Annotated in this window: 15 protein-coding genes; 3 read left to right on the top strand and 12 right to left on the bottom strand. The window is 70.9% G+C overall.

The genetic code is table 11. The annotated features are described in order from the left end of the window. Positions 1-97: 97 nt before the first annotated feature. The 7 genes from rpmA to AC5L3C_RS25445 form a co-directional block, all read right to left on the bottom strand. Positions 98-352: a 50S ribosomal protein L27 gene (rpmA, locus tag AC5L3C_RS25475; RefSeq protein WP_006132816.1), complete on the bottom strand. Its 255-nt coding sequence runs from the start codon at positions 350-352 to the stop codon at positions 98-100. A gap of 14 nt (positions 353-366) precedes the next feature. After that, on the bottom strand, positions 367-687 hold the full coding sequence (rplU, locus tag AC5L3C_RS25470) for a 50S ribosomal protein L21 (protein WP_006132815.1): 321 nt from the start codon (positions 685-687) through the stop codon (positions 367-369). Between the two features lie 193 nt (positions 688-880). Beyond that, positions 881-1942 carry an iron-containing alcohol dehydrogenase family protein gene (locus tag AC5L3C_RS25465; protein ID WP_493651066.1) on the bottom strand — a complete coding sequence of 354 codons (1062 nt, stop codon included), beginning with the start codon at positions 1940-1942 and terminating at the stop codon, positions 881-883. Continuing rightward, positions 1930-2682: a phosphocholine cytidylyltransferase family protein gene (locus tag AC5L3C_RS25460; protein ID WP_493651064.1), complete on the bottom strand. Its 753-nt coding sequence runs from the start codon at positions 2680-2682 to the stop codon at positions 1930-1932. Before AC5L3C_RS25460 ends, AC5L3C_RS25465 begins: the two co-directional genes overlap by 13 nt. Positions 2683-2847: 165 nt before the next feature. Continuing rightward, on the bottom strand, positions 2848-7380 hold the full coding sequence (locus AC5L3C_RS25455) for an Rne/Rng family ribonuclease (RefSeq protein WP_493651062.1): 4533 nt from the start codon (positions 7378-7380) through the stop codon (positions 2848-2850). A gap of 261 nt (positions 7381-7641) precedes the next feature. Then, on the bottom strand, positions 7642-8418 hold the full coding sequence (locus AC5L3C_RS25450; RefSeq protein WP_493651060.1) for a TIGR03936 family radical SAM-associated protein: 777 nt from the start codon (positions 8416-8418) through the stop codon (positions 7642-7644). A 48-nt stretch (positions 8419-8466) separates the two neighbouring features. Beyond that, positions 8467-9534, bottom strand: coding sequence for a hypothetical protein (locus AC5L3C_RS25445; protein WP_493651058.1), 1068 nt, complete (start codon positions 9532-9534; stop codon positions 8467-8469). A 265-nt stretch (positions 9535-9799) separates the two neighbouring features. On the opposite strand from AC5L3C_RS25445, the gene AC5L3C_RS25440 reads away from it, so the two are divergent. Further along, positions 9800-10579, top strand: coding sequence for a hypothetical protein (locus tag AC5L3C_RS25440; protein WP_493651057.1), 780 nt, complete (start codon positions 9800-9802; stop codon positions 10577-10579). A 116-nt stretch (positions 10580-10695) separates the two neighbouring features. Here the strand turns inward: AC5L3C_RS25440 and AC5L3C_RS25435 are convergent, their stop codons facing one another. Continuing rightward, complete coding sequence (locus AC5L3C_RS25435; RefSeq protein WP_493651055.1) at positions 10696-11652, bottom strand: NAD(P)-dependent alcohol dehydrogenase; 957 nt, start codon at positions 11650-11652, stop codon at positions 10696-10698. Between the two features lie 677 nt (positions 11653-12329). On the opposite strand from AC5L3C_RS25435, the gene AC5L3C_RS25430 reads away from it, so the two are divergent. Then, entirely contained in the window at positions 12330-13892 is a 1563-nt protein-coding gene (locus AC5L3C_RS25430; protein WP_125510390.1) for a recombinase family protein, read from the top strand. A 181-nt stretch (positions 13893-14073) separates the two neighbouring features. Here AC5L3C_RS25430 and AC5L3C_RS25425 read toward each other — a convergent pair whose 3' ends face one another. The 4 genes from AC5L3C_RS25425 to AC5L3C_RS25410 form a co-directional block, all read right to left on the bottom strand. Beyond that, entirely contained in the window at positions 14074-15432 is a 1359-nt protein-coding gene (locus AC5L3C_RS25425; RefSeq protein WP_493654018.1) for a replication initiator, read from the bottom strand. 297 nt (positions 15433-15729) lie between these two features. After that, on the bottom strand, positions 15730-15927 hold the full coding sequence (locus AC5L3C_RS25420; RefSeq protein ID WP_493651053.1) for a hypothetical protein: 198 nt from the start codon (positions 15925-15927) through the stop codon (positions 15730-15732). Beyond that, positions 15924-17225 (bottom strand): FtsK/SpoIIIE domain-containing protein, encoded by a 1302-nt coding sequence (locus tag AC5L3C_RS25415; RefSeq protein WP_493654016.1) that lies wholly within the window; start codon positions 17223-17225, stop codon positions 15924-15926. The genes AC5L3C_RS25420 and AC5L3C_RS25415 overlap by 4 nt, the downstream gene beginning before the upstream one ends. Continuing rightward, positions 17225-17575: an SCO3933 family regulatory protein gene (locus AC5L3C_RS25410; RefSeq protein WP_493651051.1), complete on the bottom strand. Its 351-nt coding sequence runs from the start codon at positions 17573-17575 to the stop codon at positions 17225-17227. Before AC5L3C_RS25410 ends, AC5L3C_RS25415 begins: the two co-directional genes overlap by 1 nt. Before the next feature lie 165 nt (positions 17576-17740). Here AC5L3C_RS25410 and AC5L3C_RS25405 point away from each other — a divergent pair, with 165 nt between their 5' ends. Next, positions 17741-18520 (top strand): GntR family transcriptional regulator, encoded by a 780-nt coding sequence (locus tag AC5L3C_RS25405; RefSeq protein WP_493651049.1) that lies wholly within the window; start codon positions 17741-17743, stop codon positions 18518-18520. Positions 18521-18745: the final 225 nt, after the last annotated feature.

The following is an 18745-nucleotide window of genomic DNA, read 5'->3' as shown; positions in this document are numbered from 1 at the left end:
ACGGGGTCATCTCTTGGGTAACACGCGAAAGGCGGACCCGCCTTCCCGACCGGGAAGTGAGGTCCGCCTCGCGAAACGTACGGTCGAAAAGCCTGGATCAGGCGACCGGGACGATGTTCACGACCTTGCGGCCACGGCTGGTGCCGAACTGCACCGAACCGGCCTGCAGCGCGAACAGCGTGTCGTCGCCGCCACGGCCGACGCCGGCGCCCGGGTGGAAGTGGGTGCCGCGCTGGCGGACCAGGATCTCGCCCGCGTTCACGACCTGACCGCCGAAGCGCTTCACGCCGAGGCGCTGAGCGTTGGAGTCACGACCGTTACGGGTGGACGATGCGCCCTTCTTGTGTGCCATCTCTCCTCAGTCCCTTACTTCGCAGCCGCGGGGATCTCAGTGACCTTGATCGCCGTGTACTGCTGGCGGTGGCCCTGACGACGGCGGTAGCCGGTCTTGTTCTTGTAGCGCAGAATGTCGATCTTCTGGCCCTTGTGGTGGTCCACGACCTCGGCCTGGACCTTGATGCCGGCCAGCACCCACGGGTCGCTGGTCACGGAGTCGCCGTCCACGACGAGCAGGGTCGAGAGTTCGACCGTGTCGCCGACCTTGGCGGTGGAAATCTTGTCAACCTCGACGATGTCGCCGACAGCAACCTTGTGCTGGCGACCACCGCTGCGCACGATGGCGTACACGCGGATCTCACTCTCTCACTCGAAGAACGGCACCCCCGCAGGCCAGTCGCCCACGCATACACGCGGGCGACCTCTCCCGGCCGCGGCCGCGTCCGGGAGGAAGAGGTTTACGGGGATGTGGCGGTCCCGATGGACACGCCGACGGTCAAGGTTACGGGGCCCGGCCCACGAGGGTCAAACCGGACCCCGTCCGTCAGCCGGTGACCGACGCGACGTACTCCGCGTACGCGTCCTTGATCTGTGCCGGGGACAGCTGGAGATGCTCCAGGATCGTGTAGCGGCCCGGGCGGGTCTCGGGGGCGAACCCGACGGCGCGCACGAACTCCTCGTCGTCGAAACCGATCTCCCGCGCGACGACCGGCAGCCCGTGCCGGCGGAGCGCGTCGGCCATGATCCGGGCGCTCTCGTGGTCGCCGCGCAGATGCGTCGCGAACGCCGCGCCGATGCCGACCTGCTCGCCGTGACTGGCGGCGCGCCGGGGATACAGCAGGTCCAGCGCGTGGCTGATCTCGTGGCAGGCCCCGGAGGCGGGCCGGGTGTGCCCCGCGATCGACATGGCGATCCCCGACAGCACCAGCCCCTCGGACAGCACGGTCAGGAAGCCGTCGTCGCCGCAGCCGCCGGGGTGGCGCAGCACGGCCTCGCCGGCCTGCCGGGCCATGGCGGCGGCGAGACCGTCGACCTTCTCGCCGTTGACGCGGTGGGACAGCTCCCAGTCGGCGACCGCGGAGATGTTGGACAGCGCGTCCCCGATCCCGGAGCGTACGAACCGGATCGGCGCCTCGCGTATCACCGCGAGGTCGATGAGCAGCGCGATGGGCGTGGGCACGCCGTAGGAGCCGCGGCCCGCGTCGTTGTCCAGGATGGAGACGGGCGAGCAGATGCCGTCGTGCGAGAGGTTGGTGGCCACGGAGACCATGGGAAGGCCGACCCGCGCGGAGGCGAACTTGGCGCAGTCGATGATCTTGCCGCCGCCGAGTCCGACGACCGCGTCGTAGTGGCCGGACTTCATCTCGTCGGCGAGCCGGACCGCGTCGTCGATGGTGCCGCCGCCGACCTCGAACCACGTGGCCCCCGGCAGGGCGGGCGACAGCCGCTCGCGCAGCCGGGCCCCGGAGCCCGCGCTGATCGCCACCGCGAGTCTGCCCGACTGCGAGATCCGCTGGTCCGCGAGGACGTGCGCGAGGTCGTCGAGGGCGCCGGGACGGATGTCGACGACGACCGGCGAGGGAATGAGCCGGGTCAGTACTGGCACGCGATCTCCCGCCCGCGCGTGAGGTCGTCGTGGTTGTCGATCTCGACCCACTCGACGTCGCCGATCGGCGCCACATCGATCCGGAACCCGCGGTTCACCAGCTCCTGGTAACCGTCCTCGTAGTACAGCTGCGGGTCCCGCTCGAACGTCGCCCTCAGCGCGTCCGCCAGCTCCCCGGCCGCCTCGCCCTCGATCAGCGTGACCCCGATGTACTCACCCGTCGCCTCGGCCGGATCCATCAGCTTCGTGATCCGCGTCATCCCCCGCTCCGGGTCGACGACGACCTTCATCTCCTCGTCGGCGAGCTTCTTCACCGTGTCCAGCGCGAGAATGATCCTCTTGCCGTCACCGCGCGCCGCCAGGAGGGTCTTCTCCACCGACACCGGGTGCACCGTGTCCCCGTTGGCGAGGATCACCCCGTCCTTCAGGGCGTCCCGGCCGCACCACAGCGAGTAGGCGTTGTTCCACTCCTCGGCCTTGTCGTTGTCGATCAGCGTCAGCTTCAGCCCGTACTTCGCCTCCAGGGCCGCCTTGCGCTCGTAGACGGCCTCCTTGGCGTAGCCGACGATGACACCGGCCTCGGTCAGCCCGATCTCGGCGAAGTTGGCGAGGGTCAGGTCCAGGACCGTCGGCTCGCCCTCCTCACCCGCGGGGCCCACCGGCACCAGCGCCTTGGGCAGGGTGTCGGTGTAGGGGCGCAGCCGGCGTCCGGCGCCGGCCGCAAGCACGAGGCCTATCATCGCGGTTTCTCCTTACGTTCCCCGGGTCCGACCGAGTCGGGGATGTGTCATCTCGGCGGCAGCTGTCTGACGGGCACGCCCGCGCGCGGTCGGCGCAGGTGGGCGCGGCCCGTGGGAAAGGGTGTGGTCCTGTCCCAGGGGACAGGACCACACAGGGGAGGGCCGTCAGCCCTCGTCGGTCACGGCCGTGACCGAGGACGGCGGCTGCTGATCGGCGGCCGCGGTCTTCTTCGACGCCGACTTCTTCGCCGCCGTCTTGGCGGTCGTCCTGGCGGTCGTCGTCTTGGTGGCGGCCGCCTTGGTGGTCTTCGCCGCCTTCTTGGCCGTCGTCTTCTTGGCGGCGGTCTTCTTGGCCGTCGTCGTCTTCTTCGTGGCGGCCTTCTTCGCCGTGGCCTTCTTGGCCGCCTTGCGGGCGGTCTTCTTGGCCGGAGCGGCTTCCTCGGCGGCCTCGCCCTGCGCGGCGGACTCGCCGGCGGGCTCCTCCGAGGGCTTCTCGGCGGGCGCCTGCGACGGCTCCTCGGCAGGCTCCGCGGCGGCCGGTGCCGGCTCGTGCGCCGGGGCCGAGGGGACAACCGTCACGGCCGCCTCCGCGGACGCGGTGGACGTGCTCGGCTTGCGCACCGCGCGCCGGCGCGGACGGGCCGGGGCCTCGGGCTCCGCGGGAGCGGCCGCCTCGGCCGGGGCACCGGCCTCGGCGGGGGCCTCCTCCGCCTTCGGCGCCTCCTCCGCCTTCGCGGTCTCGCTGACCGTCACCACCGCGGCCTCGGCTCCCGCCGGGGAACCGGCCGGCGCGGTCACCTTGCGGACGACCCGGCGCCGCGTACGGCCCTTGGGGGCGGCCTCCTCGGCGGGCTCCGGCACCACCGCGTCCTCGACGGCCGCGGGCTCGGCCAGCGCCTCGGCGGCCGACTCCGGCCGCACCGGACGCGTGACCTCCTGCGCGGCGGTCACGTCCTGCGCCGTCGGGGCCGCCTCGGGGGCGGTCTCCCCGGCCGGCTCGGGCTCCTGCGCCTTCTGCCGGCCGGCCCTGTCGGCCTTGTCGGCGTCCCGCTTCGGGGCGCCCGCGGGAGCGGACACCCGCCGGCTCGCCCGGCGGCGGGAACGTCCACGGGTGGCCGCGGCCTCCGCCTCGGCGGCGCTGCTGTACAGCTCCTCGTCCGGGTTGAACTCGGGGGCGGGGAGCGCGACCGGCTCCGCGGCCTCGGCGGCGACCTCGGCCACCGACTCCGCCTCCGCCTCCTGCTCGGCCGTCACGACGGCCGCGGGGGCCTCGTGCTCGTGCGGCTGCTCCGCCGCGCCGGCCCGCGCCCGCTTCCTGCGCTTGCCGCCGCCACCGGAGGCGGACGGCTGGTCCAGGTGCACGATGACGCCCCGGCCGTTGCAGTGGACGCAGGTCTCCGAGAACGACTCCAGCAGACCCTGGCCGACCCGCTTGCGGGTCATCTGCACCAGGCCCAGCGAGGTCACCTCGGCCACCTGGTGCTTCGTACGGTCCCGGCCCAGGCACTCCAGCAGGCGCCGCAGCACCAGGTCCCGGTTGGACTCCAGCACCATGTCGATGAAGTCGATGACGATGATGCCGCCGAGGTCGCGCAGCCGCAGCTGGCGCACGATCTCCTCGGCCGCCTCCAGGTTGTTCCTGGTGACCGTCTCCTCGAGGTTGCCGCCCTGACCGGTGAACTTGCCGGTGTTGACGTCGATGACGACCATCGCCTCGGTCCGGTCGATCACCAGCGAACCGCCGCTGGGCAGCCAGACCTTGCGGTCCAGCGCCTTGGCGAGCTGCTCGTCGATCCGGTACGTGGCGAAGACGTCGACCTCGCTGGTCCACCGGGACAGCCGCTCGGCCAGGTCCGGCGCCACGTGCGACACATAGCCGTGGATGGTCTCCCAGGCCTCGTCACCGCTGACGACGACCTTGGAGAAGTCCTCGTTGAAGATGTCCCGCACGACCCGGACGGTCATGTCCGGCTCGCCGTACAGCAGCGTCGGCGCGCTGCCGCCGTTCTTGGACTTCTTCTTGATCTCCTCCCACTGCGCCTGGAGGCGTTCGACGTCGCGGCGCAGTTCCTCCTCGCTCGCGCCCTCGGCGGCGGTGCGCACGATGACGCCCGCGTCCTCGGGGACGATCTTCTTGAGGATGGTCTTCAGCCGGGACCGCTCGGTGTCGGGCAGCTTGCGGCTGATGCCGGTCATCGAGCCCTCGGGCACGTACACGAGGTAGCGGCCCGGGAGGGAGACCTGGCTGGTGAGACGGGCGCCCTTGTGGCCGATCGGGTCCTTGGTCACCTGGACCAGGACCGACTGGCCGGACTTCAGCGCGGACTCGATACGGCGCGGGCCGCCCGACATGCCGAGCGCCTCGAAGTTGACCTCACCGGCGTAGAGCACCGCGTTGCGGCCCTTGCCGATGTCGATGAAGGCGGCCTCCATCGACGGCAGCACGTTCTGCACCTTGCCGAGGTAGACGTTGCCGACGTACGAGGTGGCCTGCTCCTTGTTGACGTAGTGCTCGACGAGCACCCCGTCCTCCAGCACACCGATCTGCGTACGGTCGCCGTGCTGGCGCACCACCATGACGCGCTCGACGGCCTCGCGGCGGGCCAGGAACTCGGCCTCGGTGATGATCGGCACGCGGCGGCGGCCCTGCTCACGGCCCTCGCGGCGGCGCTGCTTCTTCGCCTCCAGGCGGGTGGAGCCCTTGATGGACTGCACCTCGTCCGACGGCTCGGACGGCTTGCGCGGCTCGCGCACCTTGACGACCGTGCGCTCGGGGTCGTCGGTGGAGGTCTCGGCCTCACCGCCGCCGTCACCGGCCCGGCGACGGCGGCGACGGCGACGGCGGCTGCTGCTGGAGCCGCCGGACTCCTCGCGCTCCCCGGCGTCCTCCTCCGCCTGCTCGGCGGTGTCCTCGGCGTCCTGGGCGGCCTGCTTCGCGGCGAGGTGCTCGGCGTCGGCGTCCTTCTCGCCGGACTCCTCGCCCTCGGTCTCCGTCTCGGCGGACTCGCCGCGCCGGCGGCGACGGCCACCACGGCGACGGCGGCGGCGGGAACCGGAGGACTCGCCGTCGTCCTGGTCCTCGGTGTCGGCGTCCGCGTGGTCCTGGGCCGGCTCCTCGGCCTCCTCGGCCTCGTCCTCGGCGGCCGGGGCGGTCCGGGCGGCGGTGTCCTCCGCGTCGCCCGCACCCCGGCGCCGACGACGGCGGCGGGAAGCGGCGGGCTGCTCCTCCGGGAGCTCCTGGGTCTCCTCGGGCTCCTCGGTCTCCTCCGGCTCGGCGACCTCGGCCGCCGCCTCGGCCGCGGCGCGCTCGGGCGTCTGGAAGCGGGGCTCGGTGAACACCGGCGGCTGGAACACGGCGACGGCGGGGCGCGCGGGGCGCCGCGGGCCGCTCTCCTCGTCCTCCTCGGCCGCTGCCGGGCGGGCGGCGGTGCGCGCGGGCTCGGCGAAACCGGCGGCGGCCTTGCGGACCACGCGACGGCGGCGGCGCGGCGCGGCCTCGTCGGCGGGGGCCTGCTCGGCGGGCGTCTCGGGGGTCTCGTCCTGCTTGTCGTTCTCGGTCACCGGGGCCTCCTCGGCGATCGGGGTGGCCTGCTCGGTCTCCTCGGTGTCGCCCTCCGCCGTCCCGGCGGTCACCGGCGCACCGGCCGGAGCGGACGCACTGCGCGAGGCACGGCGCCGGGTGCGACGGGGCGCGGCGTCCTCGGTGGTCTCGGTGGTCTCGGATGCCTCGGCCCGCGCGGCGGGGGTCTGCGCCTGCTCGGCGGTCTCCGTCGGTGCGGACACGGTGCGGGCCGCACGGCGACGGGCGCGGCGCGGGGCGGCGTCCGCGTCGGACTCGGGGGTCACGGGCGCGTCGCCGGCCTCGGGAGCGGCCTGAGCCCCCGGCTCGACGGTCGCTGCGGCCTCGGCGGTCTCCGTGGTCTCCTCCGGCGAGGTCACCGTGCGGGTCGCACGACGCCGGGTGCGACGCGAGGCGGCGTCCGCGTCGGCCACAGGGGCCTCGGGAGCGGGCTGAGTCTCGGACCCAGTCGCTGCCGCATCCGTGGTCTCCTCCGGCGAGGTCATCGTGCGGGTCGCACGGCGACGGGCGCGACGCGAGGCGGCGTCCGCGTCGGACCCGGCGGTCACGGGCGCATCGCCGGCCTCGGGAGCGGCCTGAGCCCCCGGCTCGACGGTCGCTGCGGCCTCGGCGGTCTCCGTGGTCTCCTCCGGCGAGGTCACCGTGCGGGTCGCACGACGACGGGCGCGACGCGAGGCGGCGTCCGCGTCGGACCCGGCGGTCACCACGGCATCGGGGGCGTCCTCGGCATCGGACTCAGCGCTCTCGGCGCTCTCGGCGGCGGCCGGTGTCGCCGGTACGACCGTCTCCGCGGAGTCCGCGGACGCCGGTGACCCGGCGGGCGCGGCCGCGCGGCGGACCACACGACGGCGCCGGGGCGCGGGGGCCGCGGCCTCCGTCTCCTGCTCCGCAGCGAGCGCAGCCGGCTCGGGCCCGTTCTCGGGCGCGGTCGGCGCGGGGGCGTCGGCACTCTCCGCGGCCGGTATGGCCGGCGCGACGGTCTCGGCGGCCGCCCCGGCCGCGGCTGCGGCGGGCGGGCCCGCCGGGCGGGAAGCAGCACGGCGCCGCCGCCTGGGCGGCAAGGTGTCGCTCGGAGTGTTCGGTTCGGAGCCCTTGGTGGGCTCGATCGGTTCGAGCATGCGGGCGTTTCTCCCGTCAGGCTCCCGGGCGCCGCGCCTGGTCCGGCGATGCCGGTGACGTCCGCGGCTCGCGCGATGCGCGGTTGCCGCCGTCCGGGGCGCGGGCGCCGCTCGGAAGCTCTCTGTGTCCTGTCTCGCCGGTTCCGTACGCCGAATGCGTACGGCCTGGCGAAAGTCTTCTGGTCGGTGCGCTGCCCGACCCAGGTGGCTCCCGAGTTCGAGGGCGGCGCTTACGACGTACGTCCCTGCGCGGGACCTTCCTTACGCCGGCGCCGTCGCGGTGGCAGTGGCTCCGGCCGGATGCGGCTCGGACGCTGCTGCCTCGCGGTCGGGCGCGAGCGGGTCGGTCACCGTGCCGGTCTCTTCATCGAACAGCCCCTGCGCCAGCCTGGTCACCGCTGCGGGGACCGGCGGCGCCAGGTCGGCCACGGCGCGGAGACCGGACAGGACGTCGTCGGGTCGTACGGCAGGCGTCACGTGCCGAACAACCAGGCGCAGTATCGCACAGGGCCGGTCGGTCGGCCTATCAGCCGGCGACGAGTGCGTTTCCGCGCTCTCCAGGTGCGCCACCGCCGCGCGGGCGTCGAACGTGCGGACGCCGTTCTTGGTGCGGCGCTGGACCTCCACGGTCCCGGCCGCGTTGAAGGCGTCCACCGCGCGGCGGGCCTCCTCGGCGGTGACGCCGTCCAGCCGCAGCTCCCACACGGAAGCCGTGAGCCGGTCGGCGAGACCGGACGAGCGGGCCTCGACCGCGTCGACGACGTCGAGCCCGGCGGGCAGCGACTCGTCGAGGAGGGTCCGGACCTGCTCGGGGTCGCGCGCCTCGGTGAGCGCGATCTCCAGGTACTCCGCCTCACTGCCCGTGCCGGTGGGTGCGGCATTGGCATACGACACCTTCGGGTGCGGCGTGAACCCCGCCGAGTACGCCATCGGCACCTCGGCGCGGCGCAGCGCGCGCTCGAAAGCACGCTGGAAGTCACGGTGGCTGGTGAACCGGAGGCGGCCGCGCTTGGTGTAGCGCAGTCGGATGCGCTGCACCGCGGGTGCGGGCGGCGGGCCTTCGGGCTGTCGCTTGCCCAGTGTTCTTCAGTCCTTCGTGAGAGCGGTCGTACTGCTACCAAGAGTACGTGCCTCCCGGCCAGTAGGTTCCCGCCGGTGCGCGACCTGCGGTTCCGCGGGTCCGCCCAGCAGCATCCGCCGGATGTCGGCACGGGCCCGCCGGACCGAGGCGCGGGCGGACTCCAGCGCCTGCCGGGTGGCCCGGCCCACGGCACGCGCGGCCCGGCCGACGGGCCGCAGTACGGCGTCGCGCACCGCGTGTCCCACCGGGGTCAGCACGCTGCGGTACACCCACCGCGCGGGCTCCACGAAGATCCACCGGAAGAGCGTCGCGAGGGCACGCCCCACGGCGAGCGAGATGTGTCCGGCGACCCGCCAGGCGTGCCCGAGCGCGTCCCGGATCTCCCGCGCGACGACACCGAGCGCCCGCCCGGCCGGCGCCAGCACCCACCGCCACACCGCGAGCGCGGGCAGCACCAGCAGGATGCGGGCGGTCCAGTACAGCGCCGCGCCGATCCCGGCGGCGATCGCCGCCACCAGCCACACACAGCCCCGGCCGCACCACGCGAGCCCCCGGCCGCACCACGCGAGCGCGTGCCCCACCGGCGTGAGCACCCACCGGTACACCCACACCGACGGCACGACGAGCAGATACCTCCCCAGCCACGCCACCCCCGCCCACAGCGCGGCGCCGGCCGCGGTGAGCGCGTGCCCGACCGGCGTCAGCACACGCGCGTACACCCATACGGCGGCGTGTCCGAGGGGAGTCAGCACATATCGGTAGCACCACACGGCCGGAAGGACCAGAAGCACCCTCCCCAGCCAGGCGGCTCCCCCGCCCAGCGGCACGAGCACATACCGCCACAGCCCCACGAACGGCCACACGAACACCGCACGCCCCAGCCACAGCAGCGCCCGCCCGACCGGCCGGAACACCGTGTCGTTCAGGAACCGCCCGGCGACCACCAGCGCGTCCCACACCATCCGGACCGGCACGACCAGCACCAGCACCACGATCCGCACGGGCACGCGGACCGCCACGACGAGGCACCCCTCGCCGCCCGCGGGCCGCTCCGGCGTCTTCTCCAGCTCCATACCCGCAGGGACGCCGCAGCCGCCCGCGCGGATGCGGCCACCCCCGAGAAAATATTCTTCATACACTGAACGCCAGTCGAAAAAAAGGAATTCCGAGGCTTATACAAAGCAATTGTCACCACGGCCGTTCACTCATTCGCCGCGCATCCAAGTGAAAGGGCCGCCGTTAGTCGCTGTATGAAGGAAAGCAGGTCAGGGCCGTTCCAACTGCTCGTCACAGAACCACTGTTGACCGCCACCACCGGCCGGATGAATCAATCCTGACATGAATGATGAACGCTACGACCCTCTCTGGTACGGCGCTGACATGGCGGCCCCTTTTCCCGAATCGGGCACCGGAAGGCACCGGGCCGGAGCCGTCTATGCGGAGCCCGTGGAACCGGCCGTGCCTCCCTGGGACCCGGCCGAGGAACTGGCCTACCTGCTCCAGGAGGCCCGCGGCGAGGAGTACGGCAGAACCGTGCCGCCCCCGCGCGAGGAGGCCTCGGTCACCGCACCGCCCGCCGGCAGCCCGATGGGCAACCTCCAGGAGATCACCGCCGAACTGCCGCCCCTGCGCGCCCCGCGCGGACACCGCAAACCCCCACGCAAACGCCCCGACGCCCTGCGCGTCGCCAGCTATGTCATCGCCGCCATGGCAGCGGTCACCGTATCGATGGTGAGCGTCTTCAGCGGCGTCGTCACCTACGAACCCCTGCTGCTCGTCACCACCGCCCACAGCAGCGGCAGTTCCTCGGCCTGGTGGCCCATCCTCGTCTACGGCCCCTGGCTCGCGGGATCCCTCTCCGTCCTCCGCGCGGCACTCCACCAACGACGCGCCCTGCACTCCTGGTTCGTCGTCCTGCTCTTCTCCTCCGTCGCGGTCCTCCTCTGCGTGGCCCAGGCACCGCACACCCTCACCGACACCGCCGCGGCGGCCCTGCCGGGCGTCGCCGCCCTGGCCTGCTTCCAGCAACTGGTCCGCCAGATCACCCTCACCCGCCCACCCCGCCGCACCGTCACCCCCCGCCACCGCATCCGCCCCTACGACCGCGACACCCCTTGACATCCTCCGACCCCTGAAGGGGGTGGTTCCCGCCCACCGCGCCGTTGAGTCCGGGGCCCCACGCCACCGAAGGAAGTCGTCGTCGACCCCTGTCCCGCCACACGCAGGGAAATGGGCTATGCGCGCTGCATGTCGACGACGTACTTCCCGCGGACGCCACCGGCTTCGAGCCTTCTGTGCGCCTCAGCGACGTCTGTCATCGCAAAGACCGTGTCGACCATGGGCCGGATGCTTCCGGCCTCGACGGACCGGGTGAGTTCTGCTATCCGGTCGGCCGACGGGTTGTTGCTGAAGAGTTTGTTCCGCCGTGGCGAGACGGCGCCCCGCAATCCCATACTGATCATCGACAAGATGATCCGGTCCGGGTCAAATGCCAGCGCGACCAAGCGGCCCTGCCGAGTCAGCCGCCTTCTGAAGGCGCCGAGACCGGTGCCCGCCACGTCGAGGATGACATCGAAACGGCCGAGATCTTCCGGCCGGGTCGTTCGGTAGTCCAGAACCTCGTCTGCGCCGAGTTCTCCGACCCAGTCGAGGTGACGAGCACCGGCAAGGGCGGTGACGTGGGCGCCGAGGGCCTTGCCGAGTTGCACGGCGACGTTGCCGACACCTCCTGCGGCACCGCGGACCAGAAGCCGCTCCCCCTCTGCGAGGTGCGCCTTGTCCGTCAGGGCGGTCAAGACGGTGGTGCCCGATACCGGAAGGGCGGCAGCTTCGAGGAAGTCGAGGTTCTTCGGTGCCCGGGCGAGCCGCTGCTCGGGCACGCTGACATAGTCGGCTATGGATCCGAACGTCAAGTGCGGCATGAGCCCCCACACCGCGTCTCCGGCGTGCCACGCATGAACGCCGGAGCCCACTGCCGTGACGCGGCCGACGAAGTCGGTGCCCGTGCCGCGGGGAAGGCCGGCACGGATGACTCTGCGCAACTTGCCCGAGCGCAAGGCGGTCTCCGATGCGTCCACGCTCGCGGCGTGCACGTCGACGAGCACCTCTCCCGGTCCGGGATCGGGCGTGGGCACCTCGTTGATGCGCAGCACATCGGGTAACCCGAACCGGTCGTACTGAACAGCACGCATGATCTCTCCTGACTACTGCCTCAAACGCAACTGGAACCCCATTCTCCACTCTGCTGCGAGTACTGACCGGACGACCACTCAGCAGGCAGCCGGAACAGGAGGTTTCGGCATGGAGTCGAGAGGAGCTCCATGACTGTCTGTTCGCGCTTCGCGCCCGTGTGCATACCGAGCTCAAGGAGCTGGCCCGGGAAGCGGGGTTGGCCGATACCCAGACCGATACGCTGTGGAGGCTGAGTCGCGGACCGGAGATGACCGCGCGCCGACCCCTGTCTGGCTCGCCACCGCCTCGCCCGCGCCGCGGCCCAGCGGGGGCTTCTTCAGCACATCCCGACCGGACACCCCTTCGCGCCTGGCCCTGAACGACGCCCTCGCCAGCACCGTTTACACCAGGACCGCAGCCCTCCTCAGGGTGGCGCCGCCCCTCACGGCACGCCGAGCACGGCCCTCAATATGCTCAGAAGATCCCAAACGCTGACAGGCCCACCCCGAATCCGCTGCGTCTCAGCTGTTGTGAGCCTCCTTCACCGTCAGCGGCAGCAGCTTCTTGCCCGTCGGGCCGATCTGGATACTCGTGTCCATCTGCGGGCATATGGAAAAACGCCCAAAACAACATCTACGCTGCTGACATGAGGAAACGAGGACAGCGGAGGCGCGCGGCAGACCGTGCGGCCTACAACGTGGAAGCCGAGTGGACCAAAGCCGATCTCGCGCTCTTGGCGGAGCTGAAGCAGGCTGAGGCGCTACTCCCGGATGACGCACCCCGGGCACTCCTGTCGATTCGCTTATCCGTACTGACGGACGACACGACGTCACCGGTACGTCAGGAGCTCGATCTCCGCATCCTGGCCAGGGAACGAGGGTGCCGAGTCGTGGGCGTCGCTTCAGATCTGAACGTGTCAGCAACGAAGGTTCCGCCATGGAAGCGGAAGGAACTCGGGGACTGGTTGAACAACCGCTCCCCCGAGTTCGACGAGATCCTGTTCTGGAAGCTCGATCGCTTCGTACGTCGGCTCTCCGACCTCTCGACGATGATCGAATGGAGCCTGAAGCGCGGGAAGAACCTGGTCTCGAAGAACGACAGCCTTGATCTCACCACGACTGCGGGCAAGATCATGGTCACGATCATCGGTGGTATCGCCGAGATCGAAGCGGCCAACACATCCACTCGTGTCACGAGCCTCTGGGACTACGCAAAGTCTCAGGAGGACTGGCTGATCGGGAAGCCGGCGTACGGCTACGTCACGGACGAGGACGACACGGGGAGGGTGGTTCTCGTCATCGATCCCGAGGCGTACAAGGCACTGCACTGGGCTCGGCGCATGGCGCTTCGAGACTGCTCTGCCCGCTTCATGGTGCGCTGCCTGAAGCGGTCCGGCCTCATGAGCCAAGGACTCACCGTGGCGACGCTCCTCCGCCGTCTCCGTAACCCGGCGCTCCTCGGCTTCCGGGTGGAGGAGGACAAGAACGGCGGACAGCGGCGTTCGAAACCAATCCTCGGCAAGGACGGCAAGCCGATCAGGGTCGCTCCCCCCGTCTTCACCGAGGAGGAGTTCGAGACCCTCGGCGCAGCTCTCGACAAGCGGATGAAGAAGCAACCGCCACGCCGTCCTGGAGGAGCTACGCAGTTCCTCGGCGTGCTCCTGTGCGCCGACTGCAAGACGAACATGACCGTGCAGGTCACGAGAAACGGTTTCGGGACCTACCCCTACCTGCGATGCCGCAACTGCAAGAGCGGCGGGCACGGGGCGCCCAACCCCGAGCGGGTCTACGAACGCCTGGTGGAGGACGTGCTGAAGGTCCTCGGAGACTTCCCCGTACAGGTTCGCCAGTACGCGGAGGGTGCCGAGGCGCGACGGGAGATCAAGCGCCTTCAGGAGTCCATCGCGCTCTACATGAAGGAACTCGAACCCGGAGGCCGGTACGCAAAGACGCGGTTCACGAAGGAGCAGGCAGAGGCGACACTCGACAAGCTCATCGGGGAGCTCGAAGCGATTGATCCAGAGACGGCGAAGGACCGATGGGTCAACGTCCACGGCGGCAAGACGTTCCGTGAGCACTGGCAGGAAGGCGGCATGGAGGCCATGTCCGCAGACCTGTACCGCGTCGGGATCCGCTGCGAGGTCACCCGCACGAAGGTGCCGGGGGTCCGGGCCCCGAAGGTGCACCTTCGCTTGCTGATCCCGAAGGACGTGCGCGAACGGCTTGTGATCCGCGAAGACGACTTCGCGCAAGCCCTCTGATTGCACACCGCACAGAACGGAGCCGCCTTCCCATGACGCAGGTAAGGCGGCTTCACTCCTCACTCGAACCATGCAGCGGCGTCGAACGGTTCCTCTGTGCCGTCCTCATCCACGATCACAATCTCGCTCTCGATGAGGCTCGCAGCTCTGTCATTCGAGGGTTCGGGCGCGGGTAGCGGAGTCATCGGGGCCCGCCTCCCTCTTGCCTGGCATCAGCAATGAGTCGCCGGCACTCCGCGAGGTCTTCGGCGACTCCAGCCGCGATCAGAGCGGCGCCAGGCGTGTGACCGGAGCCGACGTAGCGCCAGTGCGCATCCGTGATCGCATCGGGAATCTCGGCTTGGCCAACGTGGTGGGCACGTTCAGCGCGTAGGGCTGCGTAGGTGGTGGAGTAGGCCCGTGATTTGGTGAGGATGTGGCCGCGGTAGCCGAGAGTGTGAGCCCAGGCGCGCAGGTGCAGAGGCGCGTACTCCGGGAGGCCGCCGAGGTGCCAGCAGGTGCGCATGAGGGTGCGGACGTGTCCGCTCACGGGTGCCGTGTCGATGTCGTCCCGGGTGGTGACCTTGTAGTCGGTGCCGGCGCCGGTGTCGCTCGCTCCCTTGGTGACGTACTTCGCGACGTATGCGGCCACCGCGTCATCACCGGGCCCGTCACCGTCGGCGTACAGCGATCGAATGTCGAGTTGGGCTCCCCAGCGAAGGTGCAGTTCGCCGACGGCCGGGCTGTAGGGGGTGCGGACCTGGACCCGCTGGGCGGAGGCGCGCACGGCGGCGGTGAGCCGGTCGGCCGTGCCCCAGGGCGGGGGTTCGTCGGACGGTCCGTCGGGGCCGTCGAGGCGGACGACGGCGTGCACGTGGACGGCCGCCCGTTTCTGGTACTCGGCGACGCGCGCGAAGGACAGCCGGGCGTGCTGGGCGAAGCGGGACTGTACGAGGCCGGCGGAGGAGGCGAGGCGGCGGCGGACGTCGATGACGAAGCGGTCCCACAGCTTGGAGGCGTGCGCGTGCCAGAGCACGTGTCCGGTGTAGTCGTAGCAGTCGGGGCACAGAGGTTGGCCGACGAGGGGATCGTTCGCGGTGTGCTCTGTGCCGCAGCCGAGGGGACGGCCGTGCTCGCACGTGCCGCTGTTACGGCGGGGGCGGCAGCGTTCCCCGGTCCGGTGCACGGGGCCGAAGGACGGTGCGGTCAGGGTGACGAAGAGCCGTGGGCGGTCGCGGACGGTGGTGGGGACGTTCTTGCCGCCGAGGAGGCCTGCGCGGACGAGGTGGAAGGTGTCGCCCGCGTGGAGGCGGGAGCAGGGGGCGCAGACGGTTGCCCGGCGGTTGCGGCAGCGCACCAGGAGGCGTTCGCCGGGTTCGTTGCGGGTGTCGTACTGGCGGAGGATCTCGCCGGTTGTGCTGTCCAGGGTGGTGGTGGAGCCGGACAGGTGGACGGGGTGGGAGCAGCCGCCGGTAGCGGTGATCTGCTCCAGCCAGCGGGAGAACTGCGGATCTTGGGCGATGCGGATGGCGTCGCGGTCGGTTTCGGGGATCTGGCGCAGGCGCGCCGCACGGTCGAGGACGGCGCGCCTGTCAGCCGGGGTGTACTCCGGGGTGATGGTGGTGACCTTCCGGTGTGGGCCGCCGCAGCGGCACAGGGGATGGTGGGTGGCGCGGGGTCGGTCATGGGATTGCCTCCCTTGCTCGGTCGGTGGGCGGGCGAGGGTCAGCGGATGGTTCCGGTGCCCCGGCAGACGCGGCAGCGGCGGGTGCGTCCGGTCCAGGTCTTGCGGGCTCCGTCGCCCTTGCAGTGCGGGCACCTCACGCGAGGCATGGGCATGGTGGTGTGTCCTTCCTGCTCAGGTGTGGGAGAAACCGCTGATGACCCAGGTGACGAGGCCGTGCACGGTGTGGATCACGGGGGTCTGGCCGAGGTAGAGGCCGAAGAGGCCGACGCAGACCGCTTCCCAGGCCCGTACGTCGCGGGAGCGGACGAGCAGAACGGTGATGAACCCGAAGATCACCGAGAATGTGAACGCCGTGCCTGTGCTGATCACTTGTTCTCCCCTTCCAGCGCCACGAGGGCGCGGTGAACGGTGGGCAGTTCCGGGGTCATGCCGGCGAACGTGCGGGCCGTCGCAGCTGCCTCGTCCGTGGGGGTCAGGTGCGAGCGGGCACGGCTCCAGCCGCCGTCCGGTCCGGTGCACACGGCGACCCCGCGTTCCTCCGGTGTGATCGACTGGGCGACGGCCACGGCGTCCTTGTTGAGATCTCCGAGGGTCATCTCAGCCGTACCGGGGTCGTTGACGCGGTGGCAGATACGGCCGCCGAGCTGGGCCCGCAGCGCGGTGACACCGGGGCCGAGGTCGGAGCCGACGCGTTGCCCGGCGACGACCAGGTGAAGGCCGAGCGCGGCCCCGAGTTGAGCGATGCGGAGCAGGAGCGTGGAGCACTGTTCGGCCTCCGCCTTGCCCTCGCGGGTGCCGTCGGACAGGTACAGTTCCGCGATCTCGTCGACCAGCACGACGACCGGCACGGGACGCAGCTTGTCGGGCAGCTCCCAGATCGAACGCACGCCGGCCGTTCGGCAGGTGTTCATCCGTTCCTGCATGTCGACGACGAGTGCGGAGAGTACGGCGACCGCTTCGCGTCGGCAGGTGGCAAGCGCGCTCAGCCGACCAGTAAACAGCCCAAGTTCCATGCCGCCCTTGCAGTCGATGCCGACCAGGGCAACGCGTTGCGGGGCAAGCTGAGTGATCATCCGGGCCAGCAAGGTGGACTTGCCGGACCGGGTGGCCCCGACGATGAGCCAGTGGGGGACGAGCCGGAGGTTCATCACCCACGCCCCGCCGCTCTCCAGTGCGCCGATGAGTACGGAGAGCAGTTCAGCCGGTGCGGTGGCTAAGCCGGGCCGTCGAAGCGGGTCAGTGGCCATCGCGGAGAGGAGCACCAGGCCGCGTTCCGGCGAGGTGACCCGCACCGCATGTACCCGCCAGGCGTGGACCAGAGCATCAGCCGCCTTCATGTACGTCGCCGGGGTCTGGCCCGCGTGCAACCGCACGGCCACGGTCAGCCCCAACGGGGTGGCACGGGGGAACGAGGCTCTCGGAGCGATCGGCCGAACCGGATCGCCCTTGACCACGAGGTCCCCGAGCAGCCCGCGGGCCGGACGACGGGAGACGGATAAGTCGTTGAGCATGGCGACCTTGCGCCAGGTCAAGACCACCCGGCACGCGGTGACGGAGTAGCCGACGAGGTACCAGTGCCAGGCCGGGCGGTGCCGGCGCACCACGTCACCGACGACGAGCACCCAGGCCAGCGCCGCGAGCAAGAGGGCGAGCAGGATCGGCCCCATCACGCGTCACCGCCCTTGCGGTGTGCGGCGGTGCCGCCGTGCACGGGCGTGATTGCGTCCGCCCGGAAACTGACGCCGTGCCGGTCGCCCATGGTCCACATGAACGCCGTCAGTCCGGTGACCGTGACGATCTGCCCTTCCTCAATGCCCTTGGGCTCACCGGTCACCGCGATCTCGATGACGGAGATCCGCCGCCGGTCCTGCCGCACGGTGACGGCCACGGTGAACACCGGGTTGCCGTCCCGGTCCTTCTTCACCTCCTGCGTCTCGGGGTTGCTGATCTTCGCTTCCGGCGCGATGGCGCACCGCAGTACGCCCAGCCGCGCCGTGTCCACGGGAATGGACTGCATGTTCTTCGGCCTCCCTGGCCTGTCAGGACGTCCAGCACATCCGGACGTCACTTGTCCTTACGAGTGATGACTATGAAGTGCTGCACGGCAGAGGTGCAACTACTTATGCTGACGAGTGATGACGCGCGTGCGACGTGCCTACGACACCGAACCGGAGAAGCCGAGATGACAGAGATCCAGCGCCCCGGAGCCCTCTATCAGCAGGTGGCCGCCGCCATCCGCGAAGCGATCCTGTCCGGCGAGTTCGCACCGGACTCTCCCTTGCCCTCGGAGTCCCAACTGATCGCCCGTTACGGGGTCTCCCGCCCCACCGTGCGCAACGCGATCGCCGCACTGCGCGCGGAAGGGCTGATCGATGTACGGCACGGCAAAGGCAGCTTCGTACGCTCCGACGGCCAGCCTGCCCTCGCCATCGACCGCCGCATCAGCCGCACCAGCGACGACCGGTTCACCATGCCCAACGGTGACGCATGGAAGGAAACCGAAAAGCCGACCACGTACCGCGCCCGTACCACCAAGACCACCGGCCGCTTGCTCGAACTCGGCGAAGAGGAAGCGCTCTTCTGCTGTGACCGCCTGCTCAGTGACCCCGACACCGGCACCCGCGTCATGCACCGCACCCTGATCCCCTTCGAGGTGGCGGAAGCGGTTCCACCGCTCGGGAAGGAGCCGTGCCAGCCACCGGCAGAGATCTACCGACTGCTCACCCAGGACGGCCACGCCCTGTGGTGGTCGGAGACGGTCCGAGCCCGCATGCCGCTGCCCGACGAGCGCGCCACCCTCCAGCTCCCGGACGCCACCCCGATCCTGCATCTGTCCCGCGTCGCGCACGGCACCGACGACCGGCCGCTGATCCTCGAAGAACTGCGCGTCGGTGCGGACCGCGCCGAGATCGCCTACCGGATCACCGCCGACAAGCAGCCCGCCCGACGCCGCAAGGCCTAAGGGACGAGGCGCATCGGTCGAAACAGCCTTCACTTCCTCAAGGGCGCGCCTGCGGCGCGCCGGGCCGCACGGCCGCCCCGGCCGGGCGTGCGGCGTGGCCGCCGGTCCCGTCCGGTCGCCGAGCGCCCCACACCGCAGCCCGCTCAAGGAAACCGGGCGTCGACGAGCAATCGTCAGCCGGGGCGTGGTCGGCCGGGGGTCGCCGGCCTCCGAGACTTTAGGCAG

It is taken from the genome of Streptomyces speibonae, from assembly GCF_984686075.1.
The sequence above is the reverse complement of the archived record's forward strand: the minus strand, read 5'-3'. Positions and strand labels throughout refer to the sequence as shown.